Here is a 15092-nt window from a genome sequence, read left to right on the forward strand (position 1 = left end):
TCAGAGATGTCCGCCGATTCCGGTCATGGTTCGCGTCATCGTCACAAGACGATTGACGCGGGTTTCGTGCTGGACGTACGCAGTCTCGGACGCGCCCCCGGTTCCATGCGCGAGCTGCAGCGCACCCTGACGACAGCCGAGAAGATCGGCCTCGATCTGATCGGCATCCCGGCCGGTGCGCAGGTCGAGCTGGATCTCACGCTGCAGTCGGTCTCCGAGGGCGTGCTCGTCACCGGCACGGTGTCCGCTCCCATCGAGGGCGAATGCTCGCGCTGCCTCGAATCGTTCACCGACGAGATCGAACTGCAGCTCACCGAGCTGTTCGCCTACCCGGACAGCGCCACCGAGCAGACCACCGAGGAAGACGAGATCCCGCGCCTGGTCGACGATTTCATCGACCTGGAACCGGTGATCATCGATGCCGTCGGCCTGGAGCTGCCGCTGCAGCCGCTGTGCGAGCCGGACTGTGCCGGACTGTGCCCGGAATGCGGCGTCAAGATGGCGATTGCGGGTTCCGGCCACGGTCATGAGATACTTGACCCTCGCTGGGCCGGACTCGCCAAGTTCTCTGACAAAGAACACACCAACGCTGAGTCCACCGACGCGGAGACCGTGTCGGACCCATCAACCGATTCCACCCTTGCGGGACACAACGGTGCCGCAAGTAAGAAGACAGAGGAGAGCTAGTCGTGGCCGTTCCGAAGCGCCGGATGTCCCGTGCCAACACCCACGCGCGTCGCAGCCAGTGGAAGGCCGCCGCGCCGACCCTGATCACCTGCCCGAACCGCGCCTGCGGCCAGAAGACCCTGCCGCACATCGCGTGCCCGAGCTGCGGCACCTACAAGGGCCGTCAGGTCACCTCCGCGATCTGATTCGCTTCAGCCGACCGTGACCGCCAGCAAGGATGCGGCGGATATTCCCGCCGTAGGTGATGCAGCCGACCATGCCAGTCTGCTCGAGGCACTCGGCGTGGACGTACAACCGGAGCTACTGCGCCTAGCGCTGACGCACCGGTCGTACGCCTACGAGAACGGTGGCTTGCCGACCAACGAGCGCCTGGAGTTCCTGGGCGATTCGGTGCTCGGCCTGAGCATTACCGAGCGCCTCTATCTGGAGCACCCGGACAAGTCCGAGGGTGAGCTGGCGAAGCTGCGCGCGAGCGTGGTGAACATGCACGCGCTGGCCGAGGTGGCCCGCTGTCTCGGTGAGGGCGGTCTCGGCCGCCATCTCCTGCTCGGTAAGGGCGAGGAGCTCACCGGTGGCCGCGACAAGCCGAGCATCCTGGCCGACGGCATGGAGTCGCTGCTGGGTGCGGTGCACCTGCAGCACGGCATCGATGTGGCACGCACCGTCGTGCTGCGGCTGTTCGCCGAACTGCTCGAGCGCGGTCCCCGCATGGGGGCCGGGCTCGACTGGAAGACCAGCCTGCAGGAGCTGACGGCCGAGCGCGGCATCGGCGTGCCCAGTTACGAGATCACCTCCACCGGGCCCGACCACGACAAGGAGTTCACCGCCACCGCGGTGATCGGTGGTCAGGGTTATGGCCAGGGGGTGGGCCGCTCCAAGAAGGAAGCGGAACAGAAGGCCGCGGGCGCGGCCTACAAGGCATTGAACGCCGAGAACGCGCCCGAGGGTTCGGCCGACGGCTCGAAGAGCTAGATGCCCGAACTTCCCGAGGTCGAAGTCGTCCGGCGCGGGCTCACCGAGCATGTGGTGGGCCGCGTCCTGGACCGGGTGACGGTCAAGCATCCGCGTTCGGTGCGCCGGCACGAGCTGGGCGGGGACGATCTCGCCGCCCGACTGACCGGTCTGCGCGTCGAGAACGCGCAGCGGCGGGGCAAATTCCTGTGGCTCACCTTCGATGAGCCCGACACGTCTCTGGTCGTGCATCTCGGCATGTCCGGACAGATGCTGGTGCAGCCCGCGACCGCGCCGCTGGAGAAGCACGCGCACATCATCGCCGCCCTCGACGACGGGAACGAACTGCGGTTCGTGGACCAGCGCACCTTCGGCGGCTGGATGCTCTCGGATCTGGTCGAGGTGAACGGGACCTGGGTGCCCGAGTCCGCCGCGCACATCGCGCGCGACCCGCTGGATCCGCTCTTCGACGCCGACGCCGTGGTGAAGACCCTGCGCGGCAAGCAGTCCGAGATCAAGCGGCTGCTGCTGGATCAGACCGTGGTGTCCGGTGTCGGCAATATCTATGCCGACGAGGCGCTGTGGCGGGCCAAGATCCACGGTGAGCGCTCGGCGGCCAAGCTGACCGGGCCCGCGCTGCACACGCTGCTCGGCGAGACACGGACCGTCATGGACGAGGCGCTGCGGGCCGGGGGCACCTCCTTCGACGCCCTCTACGTGAACGTCAACGGCCAGTCCGGGTACTTCGAGCGGTCGCTCAATGCCTATGGGCGCGAGGATGAGCCGTGCCGGCGCTGCGGTGCGATCATGCGCCGGGAGAAGTTCATGAACCGTTCGTCTTTCTCCTGCCCCCGTTGCCAACCCCGCCCGCGCGGCTGAGACCAGCGGGTATTCTTCGCTTCAAGGTCATTCCAGTGTGGCCGAGCCTCCCCATCCCGTCTGTCGAGGCGCTACCTTTTCACTAGCGGCAAGTGTTGTGGCGGCTGGAGGAAACAATGCGCAAACTGACCTACTATGTCGCGGCCACCATCGACGGATTCATCGCCACCGATGCGGGCTCGGTCGACTTCTTCCCGGTCGGGGGTGACCACGGGCCCGCGATCATCGCGCAGTACCCCGAGACCCTCCCGACCAAGGTTCGTCAGGTAATGGGCGTCGACAAAACCTGTCGGAACTTCGACACCGTGATCATGGGCCGCAAGACGCACGATTTCGGCGTCCGGACCGGCACTTCCAGCCCGTACGCCCATCTGCGGCAGTTCGTGGTGTCGACCACGCTGCCGGAGAATCCCGCCCCCGATGTGGAGTTGATCGCCGAGAACCCGATCGAGCGGGTGCGCGAGCTCAAGCGCGAGAAGGGGCTCGGCATCTGGCTGTGCGGCGGCGGTGAGCTCGCCCAGACCCTGCTGCCGGAGATCGATCAGGTGTTCCTGAAGCTCTACCCGATGGTGCTGGGCCATGGCCGCCCGCTGTTCGGCACGGCCGGTCACCTGCCCGAACCCGCCCGGTTCCGGGTGCTCACCAGCCGCGTCTTCGAGGACGGCGTGGCCTTCATCAAGTACAGCCGGGTGCGCTGACCGCCGTTATGCCAGGTCGTGGTCGAGTGCGTAGATCGCGGCCTGGGTCCGATCCCGGACGCCCAGCCGCGTCAGGATGTTCGAGACGTGGTTCTTCACCGTGCCCTCGCTGACATACAGGGCGCGTGCGATCTCCCGATTGGACGCGCCGGGGTCGCCAGCAGGAGCAGGATCTCCGATTCCCGTTTGGTCAGGTCGGCGGCGGGTCGCGCGAGCCGTTCGCGCATGCCGGTCAGGCGATGGCCGCCGCGCCGGGATCGAAACCCCTTCCGCCGTCGGGACTGACGGCGCTGTCGCTGACGTTCCTGCTGCCCGCGCCGATCGTGCGGGTGGGCCGTGTGTTCGTGGGCGTCGGCATGATCTGGCTGGCCACGTGGCTGCGTGCGGCGGCCGGACGCGCCGCGGACCGGCTGCCGCAGTAAAGCTAGCCGGGCTTCAGAGGATCGCGACCGCCACCACCAGGCCGATGGCGATGTGCGCGGCGGACACCACCACGGACTCGGTGCTGAACTCCGGATTCTTCAGCACCGCACCGATATCGATGCCGAGCACGAATTCCAGGCTGCGCATCGCGATCACCTGGGCCACGATGCCGACCAGTCCGTAGATCGTGGTGGCGATCAGGCCCTCGGCGAGTTTGCCCGCCTGCGCGTAGATGGCCAGCACCACGATGAACGCCGTGCTGAGCATGGCCGCGGAGCTGACGATCACGGCGTTCGGCAGCCCGCGCGCCACCATGGCGCGCAATGGGCCGGGAGTGGTCCAGTCCACGGCCTGGAAGCCGATGAGCAGCAGCACCAGGCCCAGCAGGGCGTAGCAGAGGATCGCGCCGACGCCGCGGCCCAGGAAGTGCCAGTACCCGGCTTCGAGTGCGAGAGCGGTGGTCATCGGGATCCTCCGGGTCGGGGTGAATCGGGCGGTGGCTACTGCGGTGTGTGATGGCTACTGCGGAATGCGGTGCGGGACGAAGGTGGAGCTGTCGTCGGTGATCAGGCCGACGGTCTCCCGGATACCCAGTCCCGCGGAGGTATCGCCCACGATCCAAGCACCCAGCACCGGTCGCATGCCGTCGAATTCGGGGAGCGGGTCCAGCAATTGATAGACGTACCCCTCGGCGCCGTAGACGCCGCCGGTGGCGGTTTCCATGCCCGCCCCGACGATGGTCATGTTCGCGCCCTCGCGGCCCAGCTTCGGCTTGCGGATGTACTCGGTCAGCTCGTGCGGGTCGTCGAGGTAGGCGGGCAGCAGGTTGGGGTGGCCGGGATACATCTCCCACAGCACCGCCAGGATCGCCTTGTTGGACAGCAGGGACTTCCAGAGCGGTTCGATCCACATCGTTTCCGGCAGTGACTCCACCACGCGGCGGCCGAAATCGTCGTCGAGGGCCCATTCCCATGGGTAGAGCTTGAAGATGGCCTCGATGGGAGCCTCGGCCAGATCCACGAAACGGTGCAGCTCCGTGTCGAATCCGACGTCCTCGATGGGCAGGGCGACGGTGTCGAATCCGGCCTCCGCGGCGGTCTCCTGCATGTAGGCGGTGGTGACATTGTCCTCGCCGGAGGAGTCCGCGCCCGACCAGCTGAAGTGCAGCTGCGAGCCCGGCAGCGTCTCGCGCATCTCACCCCAGCGCTCGACCAGCTTCTCGTGCAGCGAATTCCACTGGTCGTCGTCCGGGTGGGTGTCGGTGAGCCAGTGCCACTGCACGATTGCCGCCTCCAGCAGGGAGGTGGGCGTATCGGCGTTGTACTCCAGCAGTTTCGCGGGGCCGCGGCCGTCGTAGCGCATGTCGAAGCGGCCGTAGATGTGCGGGTCGGAGCGGTGCCAGGACTTGGTGATGGGTTCCCAACTCCATTGCGGCAGACCGAAGTCGGCGAATCGCTCGGTCAGCACCACCTGTTCGACGGCGTGCAGGCACATGGAGTGCAGCACCTCGACCTGCGCCTCCATGGCCAGGATCTCGTCCATGTCGAACTCGTAGTGCACCGACTCGTCCCAGTAGGGCCGGGGTTGCCCGTTCGGGTATTGCCCCGGCGAGCCGTAGACCAGACCCTGACTCTCGATGATCCGCTGCCAGCCCGGCCGCGGAGTGCTGCGTACCCGCCGCACTAGGAACCTCCACCATGGATCTTCGCGCCGAGTCCGCCGCGTTGAATCGTGCTGCCGCTCTTGGTCTTCACCGTCGCACCGCTGGGCGCCGACGTGCTACCGCCACTCGGCGCGTGCCCGATGGTGCCGGTGCCGCCGTAGTAGTAGCGATACGAGTGCCCCGCCAGTAAGAAGAAGCCCGGGTGAATCCCGCTGTCCCCGTGGTCCGTCGCATCCGAGCAGTAGTTGTCCGGAACGACGATCTCCTGATTGTCCTGTGTCGCAGTGACACTCTGCCCCTGCCCGGTGGGCACGGTCTCACCCTTGTTGGCCACCACCGTGCAATAGGCGGTCACCTCGGGTCCGTTCCACGCCGACGCCACCAGGTACCCGCCGCCGACCAGCGCCGCGATCCCCACCACGGCCGCACCGCCGATGAGTAGTCGCTTCTTCTTGCGCTGCTTGGCTTCCGCGGCCTCCGCCTCGGCCCGCTCCTGCTCCTCGGCCCGCTTCCGGGCCTTCTCCCGTGCCCGCGCCTCCGCGACCGTGGGCGGCCGAGGCTGGGTGATTCCCGCCTCCTGCGTGGTGATGCTGCCCCGTCGCCGCGGCGCGGCCGGCTCCTCCACCGTCGCGGGCAAGGCCGGTTCCGCCGGCTCCAGCACCGGCCCTGGCAGGACGAACCCGGCGTTGCCCAGCAGCGGCCCCGGCGCGGCGGTCGGGCCACCGGCTCCGGGCCGCCCGAAAGCTCCGGGCCCACCATGGAATTCCCCCGCGAGATGATGCGGCCCATGCTGATCGCCGCCGTGCTCCGCCCCGGAATCCGCTGGCATCGGCAGCGTCGGCTGATGCCCGGCCGGTCGATCCGCACCGGGCTCGCCGGAACCGCCCGCGCCGCTCTGAGATTCACCGGATCCGGATTCGCTCGGCAGCGCGAGCGTCGGTTCGTAGCCGCCCGGGCGACCCGGGCCCGGCTCGCCGGATCGTTCGGACTTGCCGCCCGCACCGCCTGCGCCGGATTCGGCGGGCAGCGCGAGAGTTGGCTCCTCGCCGCGTGGTCGACCTGGTGCGGGCACTCCGGTCGAACCAGGTGCGGAGTCCGAACCTCGCGCGGTTTCCGGTGTGAATCGGACGGTCGGGTCGGTACGGCCGATGGGCGCGGCGGTTTCGGCGGCCGGATCGCTGGGGAGTGGGTAGTGCTCGTGGCCCGGGTGGGCGGGATCGGCTGGGGCGGTATGGGATTCGGCGAGGTGTGCGGGGTCGGAGATGGGGCGGTCCGGGTTTTCCGAACTACCGGGACGGTCTGTGGACATTGGTCGACTCCGTGGGCTCGCCGCTCGCTAGCGTTCTTCGAATCCTGTCATGTCGCCCGCGGCGGCACTCCAGTCTTCCACCACCAGGTTTACCCGACCCGGTGTCGTACCGGAACGTAGCAGGTCGAGCAGGGTTTCGCAGCGATCGCGGGGCCCCTCGGCCACGACGTGCACGCGGCCGTCGCTGTGATTGCGGGCATAGCCGGTCAGGCCCAGTTCCAGGGCGCGCGAGCGCGTCCACCAGCGGAAGCCGACTCCCTGGACCAGGCCGTGGACCCAGGCGCTGAGCCGGACCGGTTCACCGCTCATTCGTCGACGCGGAAGGTCAGGTTGACGGTGGTGCCCGCCTTGAGGGTGCGGCCGACCGTGCAGACCTTGTCGACGGCGCGCTGCGCGGCGACCAGCAGGCGGTCGCGGGTTTCGGCGTCGAGTTCGCTGAGGTCGAGCTCGAACTCCTCGGTGAGCTCCGGGTACACCTCGTTCTCGCGGTCGGCGTCGCCGGAGACGTGCACGGTGGCGTCGAACGTGTCGCCCAGCCGGCGCGCGAGGGTGAAGTCGGCGCTCAGGCCGGTGCAGCCCGCCAGCGCGATCTTCAGCAGCTCACCCGGGGTGAAGGCGCCCGGCACGCCCGCGGACGCGATGAGCACCTCGCCACCGCGGTTGTTGCGGCCGGTGTAGGCGCGGGTGCCGGTGCGCTCGGCCCACAGCTTGACCGGCTCGGCGGCCGGGTCGGTGGTGGCGGTCTGCGGTGCGGCGGTCTGTTCGGACATAAGGAAGATCCTCCCATTGGGTCACCCGGGGCAACGATCTGGTTGCCGCTCCTTCGGAACGCCGAGGTCGTCAGCGGAATTCCGTCATCAGCTCCGGGGTGATCTCTTTCAAGCTGTCGGCCACGTACGCCGCCAGCGCGAGGGCGTCCACGGCGGGCGGGTACTTGGGATGCGGAACGGCGATGACCGTCATGCCCGCGGCATGGGCGGCGCGCAGGCCGTTGCTGGAATCCTCGATGGCCACGCATGCGCCGGGGTCGATGCCCAGCCGGGCGGCGGCTTCGAGGTAGCCGTCGGGCGCGGGCTTGCCGCGCGCCACCTCCTCGGTCGACACGGTGGCGGCGAACAGGTCGGTGACGCCCATGTGATCGAGCACCACGTCGATCAGCCGGCGCGGGGACGAGCTGGCCAGCCCGAGGGTGTAGATTCCGGCCAGCCGGCGCACGGTGTCGACCGCGTCCGGCATGAGCGGCAGGTGGTCGCCGTAGCGGGCGGCCATCCGGGTGATGACGTCCTCGGCGACCTCGTCGGGTGTGCGGCGGCCGTCGAGCAGCTCCTCGCTCAGGTACCGCGACCATTCGGCCGTGCTCATTCCCATGAGCCGGTCCTGGGTGTCGGGCAGCCAGCGCCCGCGCATCTCCTCGACGTACGCGCGCCGCACCTCCTCCCAGATGGGTTCGGTGTCGATGAGCACACCGTCCATGTCGAACACGATCGCAACAGACATGTCCTCCATGGTGGTTCATCACCGTCGGGGTACCCGGCATCGGGGGCGCATGCGGCGCGTCCACTGAATGGGATCGCGGTGCGGAACCGCGCCGCCCGCTCGCGCGCGGCGTTAGCGTCCGAAGCGAAAGACGCATACCCGCAAGCGAATACCGAGGTGGGCCGTGGGCACGGTCATGGACATCTACGATCCGGAGCTCTATGTGTCCGGGCCGATCCACGAGATCTTCGCCGATCTGCGGCGCACGGACCCGGTGCACTGGCAGGAGATGCCGGGCGAACCCGGCTACTGGGCGATCCTCAAACACGCGGATGTGGCGCACGTCGCCCGCAATCCGGAACTGTTCTCCGCCGAGCGGGAGGGCGTGATCCTGGAGAACCAGCCGCCCGAACGCCTCGAGCAGACCCGCAACATGCTGCTCATGATGGATCCGCCGCGGCACACCGACTACCGCAGGCCGCTGGCCGAGCACTTCAAGGCGCGGGTCATCGGCGAGCTGGAGGACCGGGTCCGGGAGCTGACCCGGAACCTGCTCGAAAGCGTCGACGGCGACGTCGAATTCGTGCACGACGTGGCGGGCGTGCTGCCCAGCCAGGTGGTGGGCGGTCTGTTCGGGATTCCGGTCGCGGACTGGCCGAGCATCCGGCGCTGGGCCGAACAGTCCACCAGCCAGCAGGATCCGGACCTGGTCGGCGATTTCGACGTGACGGCCGAGCTCACCAATATGGCCATCTACGCCATCCAGTTCGCCATGGCGCGGCGGGCCGAGCCGCCGCAGGCGGATCTGACCTCGCTCATCCTGGGCGGGTCCTACGGTGGAAAACCCATGTCGGACCTGGAGTTCGGCAGCTTCTTCACCCAGCTGGTGACCGCGGGCAACGACACCACCAAGACCATGCTGTCCTCGGGTCTGGAACTGCTGCTGCGGCATCCCGAGCAACTCGCGGCACTGCGCGCGGATCCGGCGCTGATTCCCGGTGCGGTGGAGGAGATCCTGCGATACGCCAACCCGCTGCACTACTTCCGGCGCACCGCCACCGCCGACACCGAGATCCGCGGGGTCCCCATCAAGGCCGGGGACAAGGTGGCCATGTGGTACACCTCGGCCAATCGGGACGAGGACGTCTTCGACGACGCCCAGCGCTTCGACATCCGCCGAAATCCCAACCCGCACCTGTCCTTCGGGCTGGCCCAGCACTTCTGCCTCGGCGTCCATCTGGCCCGGCTGGAGGGCCGGGTGTTCTTCGAGGAGCTGCTGACCCGCTTCCCCGCAATGGAGCAGACCGGCGAATCCCGCCGGATCCGTTCGAATCTGAACAACGGGCTCAAGACACTGCCGCTCCGCCTGACGCGGTAAGTTCGCGCGTCCATCACCACGGCGACGCCCGGCCGTTACCCGCACCCGCGACTCTGTCGGGATCTCGGCGCACCCGTCCGGGTGGCCGGAGGTGAGGAGACGGAATTGAGTCAGGTGCGGGGACTGGGCTACCGGCTGGCGATGGCCGGGGCCTGCGGGGTACTCGGGCTGGCGGCCGCCGGGTGCGGGAGCAGCGGGGATTCGGCGGCGCACGATCAGCATGTGCTGCTGCTGTCGATCGACGGCATGCACCAGTCGGATCTCGCCGGTTATGTGGCGGCGCACCAGGATTCGGCGCTGGCCAAGCTGGTCGCGCGCGGCGCGCAGTACACCGGTGCGCAGGTCCTGGCGCCGGCCGACTCCTTCCCGGGCACCATGGCGATGATCACCGGCGGCAGCCCCAGGACCACCGGCGTCTACTACGACGACACCTGGGCCCGGGACCTGCTCCCCGCCGGCACCAAGGACTGCGCCACCGCCAAGAAGGGTGCGCAGGTCCCGCTGACCGAGGAGATCGACAGGAACACCGACGAGCTCGACGGCGGCCAGGGCCTGACCGGTCTGCCGGACGGCATCACGGCCATGACCGGAGATCCGGGCTCGGTGCTGGATCCGGCCAAGCTGCCGGTGGATCCGGCTACCTGCAAGCCGATTTCGCCGTCCGACTATCTGAAGGTGAACACCGTCTTCTCGGTGGTGCACGACGCCGGGCTGCGCACCGCCTGGTCGGACAAGCACCCGGCTTACCAGATCATGAACGGCAAGGGTGGCCGTTCGATCGACGACCTGTTCACCCCGGAGATCGACAGCAAGTCGCCGAAAGGTGATGCCTGGACCAAGGACTCGGACCAGACCCGGCGTTACGACACCTACAAGGCCGATGCGATCGTCAACGAGATCAACGGCAAGGACCACTCCGGCGCCCAGCAGGTCGGTGTGCCCGCGGTGTTCGGCATGAACTTCCAGGCGGTGTCGGTCACCCAGAAGCTGCCCGCTTCCAAGGGCTACTCCGCCGACGGGAAACCCGGTGCGCTGCTGTCGGCTTCGCTGGATTTCGTGGATCAGCAGATCGGCCGTTTCGTCACCGCCCTGGACCGGGCGGGCCTGACCGGCACCACCACCATCGTGCTGACCGCCAAGCATGGGCAGTCGCCGATCGATCCGAACGCGCTGACCCGGGTCGACGACAAGCCGATCATCGACGGGGTGAACAAGGAGTGGGCGGCCACCCATCCCGCGACACCGAAGCTGATTGCGCACTCCATCGACGACGCCGCCATCCTCTGGTGGCTGGCCGACCGTTCGCCCGAGGCCACCGCCTTCGCGAAGCGAAAGCTGCTGGAGGCCAGCGGAACCGGCACCGACATCAACGGCAACCCGAAGCCGTTCACCGCGTCGGGCGTGGACACCGGCCAGGTGTACGCGGGCGCGGACGCCGTGAAGTACTTCGGCGCGGATGCCGATGACACCCGCGTGCCCGACCTCTTCGCCGGCACCAACGGCACGGTCTACACCGCCGGCAAGTCCAAGATCGCCGAGCACGGTGGCACCAGCCCCGACGACCGCCACGTCCCGCTGGTGGTCGTGGGCTCGGGCATCTCGAAGCACGATGTCGCCGACCAGGTTTCCCTCACCCAGGTCGCTCCCACCATCCTGGCCCGCCTCGGCCTGGACCCCCGCACACTCGACGCCGTGAAATCCGAACACACGGCGACCCTGCCGAGCTAGGGGGTCCATACCAGATCAGGGAGCTCTCAGCGCGGAATTCTGTCCGATACCGCGCGGTGAGAGCTCCCTGATCGCTGTCCGGGGGGATTTACGACTGGAAGCGGTAGCCCATGCCCGCCTCGGTGAGGAGGTGTTTGGGCTGGGAGGGGTCGTCCTCGAGTTTGCGGCGCAGCTGGGCGAGATAGACACGCAGGTAATGGGTTTCGGTCGCGTAGGAGGGGCCCCAGACCTCGCGCAGGAGCTCACGGCGGCCGACGAGCTTGCCGCGATTGCGCACCAGCATCTCCAGCACGCCCCACTCGGTGGGAGTCAGGTGCACGTCGTGGCCGTGGCGGGTCACCTTCTTGGCCGCGAGATCGACGGTGAAGGAGGCGGTTTCGATGACCGGCTCGGCGGTGTCGGCGGTACTGGCCGAGCGGCGGACGGCGGCGCGCAGCCGGGCCAGCAGTTCGTCCATGCCGAAGGGCTTGGTGACGTAGTCGTCCGCGCCGGCGTCGAGGGCCTCCACCTTGTCGGAGGAGTCGGTGCGGGCCGAGAGCACGATGACCGGGGCGGTGGACCAGCCGCGCAGGCCGGCCAGCACCTCGATGCCGTCCATATCCGGCAGGCCGAGGTCGAGAATTATGACGTCCGGGTGCTTCTCGGCGGCCGCGCGCAGGGCCGCTGCCCCATTGGACGCGGTCGTCACCTCGTAGCCGCGGACCGACAGATTGATGCGCAGGGCGCGCAGGATCTGTGGTTCGTCGTCGACCACGAGCACTTTGATCGGCGCTGCCGCCGCGTTCGTCACCCGACCTCCTCTTCGGTGTTCGCGGGGTCGTCCCCCGCGGGCAGATCGATCACCATGGTCAAACCGCCGCCCGGGGTGGGCTCCGCGTGCACGGTGCCACCCATGGCGTCCACGAAACCGCGCACCACCGACAGGCCCAGGCCCACGCCGGTCGAGGTGTCGCGGTCGCCGAGCCGCTGGAAGGGCTCGAACAGCTGATCCTCCAGGCCGGTCGGCACGCCCGGACCGGTATCGACCACCGTAACGGCCACCCGCTTCCCGACCTGCTCTGCCGCCACCCGCACCACCGAATCCCTGGGGGAGTAGCGGGCGGCATTGTCGATCAGATTGGCCAGGACCCGTTCCAGCAGACCGGGATCGGCGCGCACCGAGACGGTGTCGACGTCCACCTTCACCCGGTCCATGGTGGTGCGGCGCATGCCGCGGGTGCCCATGCCCATGAGCGCGTGATGCACCACCTCGTCGAGGTAGACCTTGCGCACCTGCGGCTTGATCACGCCGACCGCCAGGCGCGAGGAGTCCAGCAGGTTGCCGACCAGCGCGGTCAGCTGATCCACGGATTCCTCGATGGTCTCCAGCAGTTCGGCGGTGTCCTCGGGGGAGAACTCCACATCGTCGCTGCGCAGGCTGGACACCGCCGCCTTGGCCGCGGCCAGCGGGGTGCGCAGATCGTGGCTGACCGCCGACAGCAGGGCGCGGCGCAGCTTGTCGGCCTCCATGACCGCCTGCGCGGCACTGGCCTCCTCCTGCAGTTGCTTCTGTTGCACCAGTCCCGCCGCCTGATTCGCGACCGCGCCCAGCACCAGGCGGTCCCCGGAGGTCACGGGACGTCCTCGCAACAGCAGCCAGTGCATGTCATCGCCTGCCTCCAGAGCGGTTTCGGCGTCGCTGACCTTCATCGGCGGATGCTCGCCCACCGACGCGATGACCTCGTCGTCGGTGACCAGGCTGACGGCGTCCTGGCCGTAGGTCTCGCGGGCGCGTTCGAGCAGATCCGGGAGATCCGCGCCGTGCAGCACCGAGCCCGCGAACAGCGTCAGCAGCTCGGCCTGGCGAGAAGCCTTGCGCGCCTCCAAGGTTCGCTTGGCGGCCACATCCACCAGCGCCGCGACCGCGACCGCCACGAACAACAGCACCACGATGGTGAGGAAGTTGTCGAGCTGGTCGATGGTGAGGCTGTAGCGGGGTTCGGTGAAGAACCAGTTCAGCAGGACACCCGACAGGAGCGCCGACAGCGCCGCGGGGGCCACGCCGCCGAGCAGCGCGACCGCGATGACGCCGATGAAGAACAGGGCGCTCTCACCGCTGAGGTCCAGCAGGCGATCGAGCCAGAAGTAGATCACCGCGCAGATCACCGAGGGCACGAGGACCGCGGCCGACCAGGAGCCGACCTTGCGCTCGCGCCGGGTCAGCGAGGACCAGCGGAAGCCGCCCTTGTTGGATTCCTCGTGGGTCACCATGTGTACGTCGATCTTGCCCGACTCCTGCACCACGGTGGCGCCGATACCCTCATCGAGCATGCGCGCCCAGCGTGAGCGGCGGGAGGTGCCCAGCACCAGCTGGGTGGCATTCACCTGACGCGCGAAATCCAGCAGCGCCGTGGGCACGTCCTCGCCGGTGACGGTGTGCAGGCTGGCGTCGAGGCTCGTGGCCAGGTCGCGCAGGCGGTTCAGCCGCTGCGTCGAGACCCCGGCCAGGCCGTCACCGCGCACGATGTGCACCACGATCAGCTCGGCGCTGGATTTGGCGGCGATGCGGCTGGCGCGCCGCACGATGGTCTCCGATTCCGGGCCGCCGGTCACGGCCACCACGACGCGTTCGCGCGCCTCCCAGGTGGTGGTGATCTTGTGGTCGGCACGATATTTGGCGAGCGCGGCATCGACCTGATCGGCCAGCCACAGCAGCGCCAGCTCGCGTAGCGCGGTCAGATTGCCCGTGCGGAAGTAGTTGCGCAGCGCCGCGTCGACCTTCTCGGCGGTGTAGACATTGCCGTGGGACATGCGGCGGCGCAAGGCTTCCGGCGTGATGTCCACCAGCTCCACCTGGTCGGCGGAGCGAACCACCCAGTCCGGCACGGTTTCGCGCTGTACCACGCCCGTGATCTGCTCGACCACGTCGTTGAGGCTCTCCAGATGCTGCACATTCACCGTCGACACCACGTCGATGCCCGCGTTCAGCAGGTCCTGGACGTCCTGCCAGCGCTTCTCGTGCTTGCTGCCCGGGACATTGGTGTGCGCCAGCTCGTCGACCAGCACCACCGCCGGATGCCGCCGCAGCACGGCGTCCACATCCAGTTCGGGCATCGTGGTGCCGCGATACTCGATCATCTTCGGCGGGATGCGCTCGATTCCGGCGAGCAACTCGGCGGTCTTGCTGCGGCCGTGGGTCTCCACGACGGCGGCCACCACATCGCGCCCACGCTCGAGCCGCCGATGCGCTTCGGCGAGCATCGAGAAGGTCTTGCCTACGCCGGGGGCCGCGCCGAGGTAGATCCGTAGTTGGCCGCGTTTCACTCGTCCATCATCGCGCGCGGTGCGCGGAAGCCCTGCTGTGCCGTGCGGATGGGTTCACGAGTGCCTTCGGCGGCGGCCAGGACACGCAGTATCAGCGCGCAACCGAGGAACCCGAAGATCACCATCAGGGTGACGGCGATGTGCGGCACGGCTTCTCCTTTATCTCTCGGGGGGGTGTGCGCCCGGGCGCGCGTGCGCGCGTCCGGGTTCCCACTTCATACCTCCGATGCTGGTCAGGTCGCTGATCCTGACGGTTTCTTTACGGTCGTGTCCCGCGTTGTTGACAGGATCCGAGCGGGCTCGGAAGACCGACGGGTACGAGATCAAGCTGGATGTCGGCGTCCGGGAGTCACGCGGCAAACCACTGCGCGCATAGCAACAAAGTGGCAAATATTTTCCTGGCAGCGAAGTTGGAGCCCTTCCGCATGATGCGCGGATTACTTGCGGCCCGATGCGACCTATGGCCCAATAATGTGGTTTGCGCCACACTCCTCTGCATTCAGCAGTTACTGTATAGCTATCATTCTTGACGCATGTGTCCGATAACCAGTGGCCAGGGGAGCTGTTCCAAGTCGAATCCAGCGAGAGGGCGGTCGC

Annotated in this window: 18 protein-coding genes; 8 read left to right on the forward strand and 10 right to left on the reverse strand. The window is 68.1% G+C overall.

Translation table 11 applies throughout. The features are described from left to right. The first annotated feature begins 6 nt into the window (after positions 1 to 6). The 5 genes from AB0L60_RS16170 to AB0L60_RS16190 all read left to right on the forward strand — a co-directional run bounded on the left by AB0L60_RS16170 (position 7) and on the right by AB0L60_RS16190 (position 3215). Positions 7 to 687: a DUF177 domain-containing protein gene (locus tag AB0L60_RS16170; RefSeq protein ID WP_364613695.1), complete on the forward strand. Its 681-nt coding sequence runs from the start codon at positions 7 to 9 to the stop codon at positions 685 to 687. Positions 688 to 689: 2 nt separating this feature from the next. Further along, positions 690 to 872, forward strand: a complete 183-nt coding sequence (gene rpmF, locus AB0L60_RS16175) for a 50S ribosomal protein L32 (protein WP_040859971.1) — start codon at positions 690 to 692, stop codon at positions 870 to 872. A gap of 16 nt (positions 873 to 888) precedes the next feature. Further along, on the forward strand, positions 889 to 1659 hold the full coding sequence (rnc, locus tag AB0L60_RS16180) for a ribonuclease III (RefSeq protein ID WP_354837808.1): 771 nt from the start codon (positions 889 to 891) through the stop codon (positions 1657 to 1659). After that, positions 1660 to 2517, forward strand: a complete 858-nt coding sequence (gene mutM, locus AB0L60_RS16185; protein ID WP_364613700.1) for a bifunctional DNA-formamidopyrimidine glycosylase/DNA-(apurinic or apyrimidinic site) lyase — start codon at positions 1660 to 1662, stop codon at positions 2515 to 2517. A 116-nt stretch (positions 2518 to 2633) separates the two neighbouring features. Continuing rightward, positions 2634 to 3215 (forward strand): dihydrofolate reductase family protein, encoded by a 582-nt coding sequence (locus AB0L60_RS16190; RefSeq protein ID WP_364613703.1) that lies wholly within the window; start codon positions 2634 to 2636, stop codon positions 3213 to 3215. A gap of 6 nt (positions 3216 to 3221) precedes the next feature. Here the strand turns inward: AB0L60_RS16190 and AB0L60_RS16195 are convergent, their stop codons facing one another. Beyond that, complete coding sequence (locus tag AB0L60_RS16195) at positions 3222 to 3314, reverse strand: hypothetical protein (RefSeq protein ID WP_364613706.1); 93 nt, start codon at positions 3312 to 3314, stop codon at positions 3222 to 3224. A gap of 26 nt (positions 3315 to 3340) precedes the next feature. Here AB0L60_RS16195 and AB0L60_RS16200 point away from each other — a divergent pair, with 26 nt between their 5' ends. Continuing rightward, positions 3341 to 3637 carry a hypothetical protein gene (locus AB0L60_RS16200; RefSeq protein WP_364613709.1) on the forward strand — a complete coding sequence of 99 codons (297 nt, stop codon included), beginning with the start codon at positions 3341 to 3343 and terminating at the stop codon, positions 3635 to 3637. A 13-nt stretch (positions 3638 to 3650) separates the two neighbouring features. On the opposite strand, the gene AB0L60_RS16205 is transcribed toward AB0L60_RS16200, so the two are convergent. The 6 genes from AB0L60_RS16205 to AB0L60_RS16230 all read right to left on the reverse strand — a co-directional run bounded on the left by AB0L60_RS16205 (position 3651) and on the right by AB0L60_RS16230 (position 8107). Further along, positions 3651 to 4103 (reverse strand): DUF350 domain-containing protein, encoded by a 453-nt coding sequence (locus AB0L60_RS16205; protein ID WP_364613712.1) that lies wholly within the window; start codon positions 4101 to 4103, stop codon positions 3651 to 3653. Between the two features lie 54 nt (positions 4104 to 4157). Beyond that, positions 4158 to 5321, reverse strand: coding sequence for a glutathionylspermidine synthase family protein (locus AB0L60_RS16210; RefSeq protein ID WP_364613715.1), 1164 nt, complete (start codon positions 5319 to 5321; stop codon positions 4158 to 4160). Continuing rightward, on the reverse strand, positions 5321 to 6610 hold the full coding sequence (locus AB0L60_RS16215; protein ID WP_364613718.1) for a hypothetical protein: 1290 nt from the start codon (positions 6608 to 6610) through the stop codon (positions 5321 to 5323). Before AB0L60_RS16215 ends, AB0L60_RS16210 begins: the two co-directional genes overlap by 1 nt. A gap of 27 nt (positions 6611 to 6637) precedes the next feature. Next, a complete protein-coding gene (locus AB0L60_RS16220; protein WP_364613721.1) occupies positions 6638 to 6919 on the reverse strand; it encodes an acylphosphatase in 282 nt (93 codons plus the stop codon). Next, on the reverse strand, positions 6916 to 7380 hold the full coding sequence (locus tag AB0L60_RS16225) for an OsmC family protein (protein ID WP_364613724.1): 465 nt from the start codon (positions 7378 to 7380) through the stop codon (positions 6916 to 6918). The genes AB0L60_RS16220 and AB0L60_RS16225 overlap by 4 nt, the downstream gene beginning before the upstream one ends. A 70-nt stretch (positions 7381 to 7450) precedes the next feature. After that, positions 7451 to 8107 (reverse strand): HAD family phosphatase, encoded by a 657-nt coding sequence (locus tag AB0L60_RS16230; protein ID WP_364613728.1) that lies wholly within the window; start codon positions 8105 to 8107, stop codon positions 7451 to 7453. Positions 8108 to 8270: 163 nt separating this feature from the next. Between AB0L60_RS16230 and AB0L60_RS16235 the strand changes: the two genes are divergently transcribed. Together AB0L60_RS16235 and AB0L60_RS16240 are read left to right on the forward strand one after the other, a co-directional pair. After that, on the forward strand, positions 8271 to 9464 hold the full coding sequence (locus AB0L60_RS16235) for a cytochrome P450 (RefSeq protein ID WP_364613731.1): 1194 nt from the start codon (positions 8271 to 8273) through the stop codon (positions 9462 to 9464). A gap of 114 nt (positions 9465 to 9578) precedes the next feature. Then, positions 9579 to 11192 carry an alkaline phosphatase family protein gene (locus tag AB0L60_RS16240; protein ID WP_364613991.1) on the forward strand — a complete coding sequence of 538 codons (1614 nt, stop codon included), beginning with the start codon at positions 9579 to 9581 and terminating at the stop codon, positions 11190 to 11192. 88 nt (positions 11193 to 11280) lie between these two features. Here AB0L60_RS16240 and AB0L60_RS16245 read toward each other — a convergent pair whose 3' ends face one another. The 3 genes from AB0L60_RS16245 to AB0L60_RS16255 are packed head-to-tail and all read right to left on the reverse strand — an operon-like array spanning position 11281 to position 14644. Further along, positions 11281 to 11982, reverse strand: coding sequence for a response regulator (locus AB0L60_RS16245; RefSeq protein WP_354837780.1), 702 nt, complete (start codon positions 11980 to 11982; stop codon positions 11281 to 11283). Continuing rightward, positions 11979 to 14495: a sensor histidine kinase KdpD gene (locus AB0L60_RS16250; protein WP_364613736.1), complete on the reverse strand. Its 2517-nt coding sequence runs from the start codon at positions 14493 to 14495 to the stop codon at positions 11979 to 11981. The genes AB0L60_RS16245 and AB0L60_RS16250 overlap by 4 nt, the downstream gene beginning before the upstream one ends. Further along, a complete protein-coding gene (locus tag AB0L60_RS16255; protein ID WP_364613739.1) occupies positions 14492 to 14644 on the reverse strand; it encodes a hypothetical protein in 153 nt (50 codons plus the stop codon). The genes AB0L60_RS16250 and AB0L60_RS16255 overlap by 4 nt, the downstream gene beginning before the upstream one ends. Positions 14645 to 15092: the final 448 nt, after the last annotated feature.

The organism is Nocardia sp. NPDC051981, assembly GCF_040680715.1.
Taxonomy (GTDB): Bacteria; Actinomycetota; Actinomycetes; order Mycobacteriales; family Mycobacteriaceae; genus Nocardia.

Coding starts and splice junctions, on each gene's coding strand:
- AB0L60_RS16170 (WP_364613695.1), top strand. CDS start 7: ATGTCCGCCGATTCCGGTCATGGTTCGCGTCATCGTCACAAGACGATT.
- mutM (WP_364613700.1), top strand. CDS start 1,660: ATGCCCGAACTTCCCGAGGTCGAAGTCGTCCGGCGCGGGCTCACCGAG.
- AB0L60_RS16190 (WP_364613703.1), top strand. CDS start 2,634: ATGCGCAAACTGACCTACTATGTCGCGGCCACCATCGACGGATTCATC.
- AB0L60_RS16205 (WP_364613712.1), bottom strand. CDS start 4,103: ATGACCACCGCTCTCGCACTCGAAGCCGGGTACTGGCACTTCCTGGGC.
- AB0L60_RS16215 (WP_364613718.1), bottom strand. CDS start 6,610: ATGTCCACAGACCGTCCCGGTAGTTCGGAAAACCCGGACCGCCCCATC.
- AB0L60_RS16220 (WP_364613721.1), bottom strand. CDS start 6,919: ATGAGCGGTGAACCGGTCCGGCTCAGCGCCTGGGTCCACGGCCTGGTC.
- AB0L60_RS16225 (WP_364613724.1), bottom strand. CDS start 7,380: ATGTCCGAACAGACCGCCGCACCGCAGACCGCCACCACCGACCCGGCC.
- AB0L60_RS16230 (WP_364613728.1), bottom strand. CDS start 8,107: ATGTCTGTTGCGATCGTGTTCGACATGGACGGTGTGCTCATCGACACC.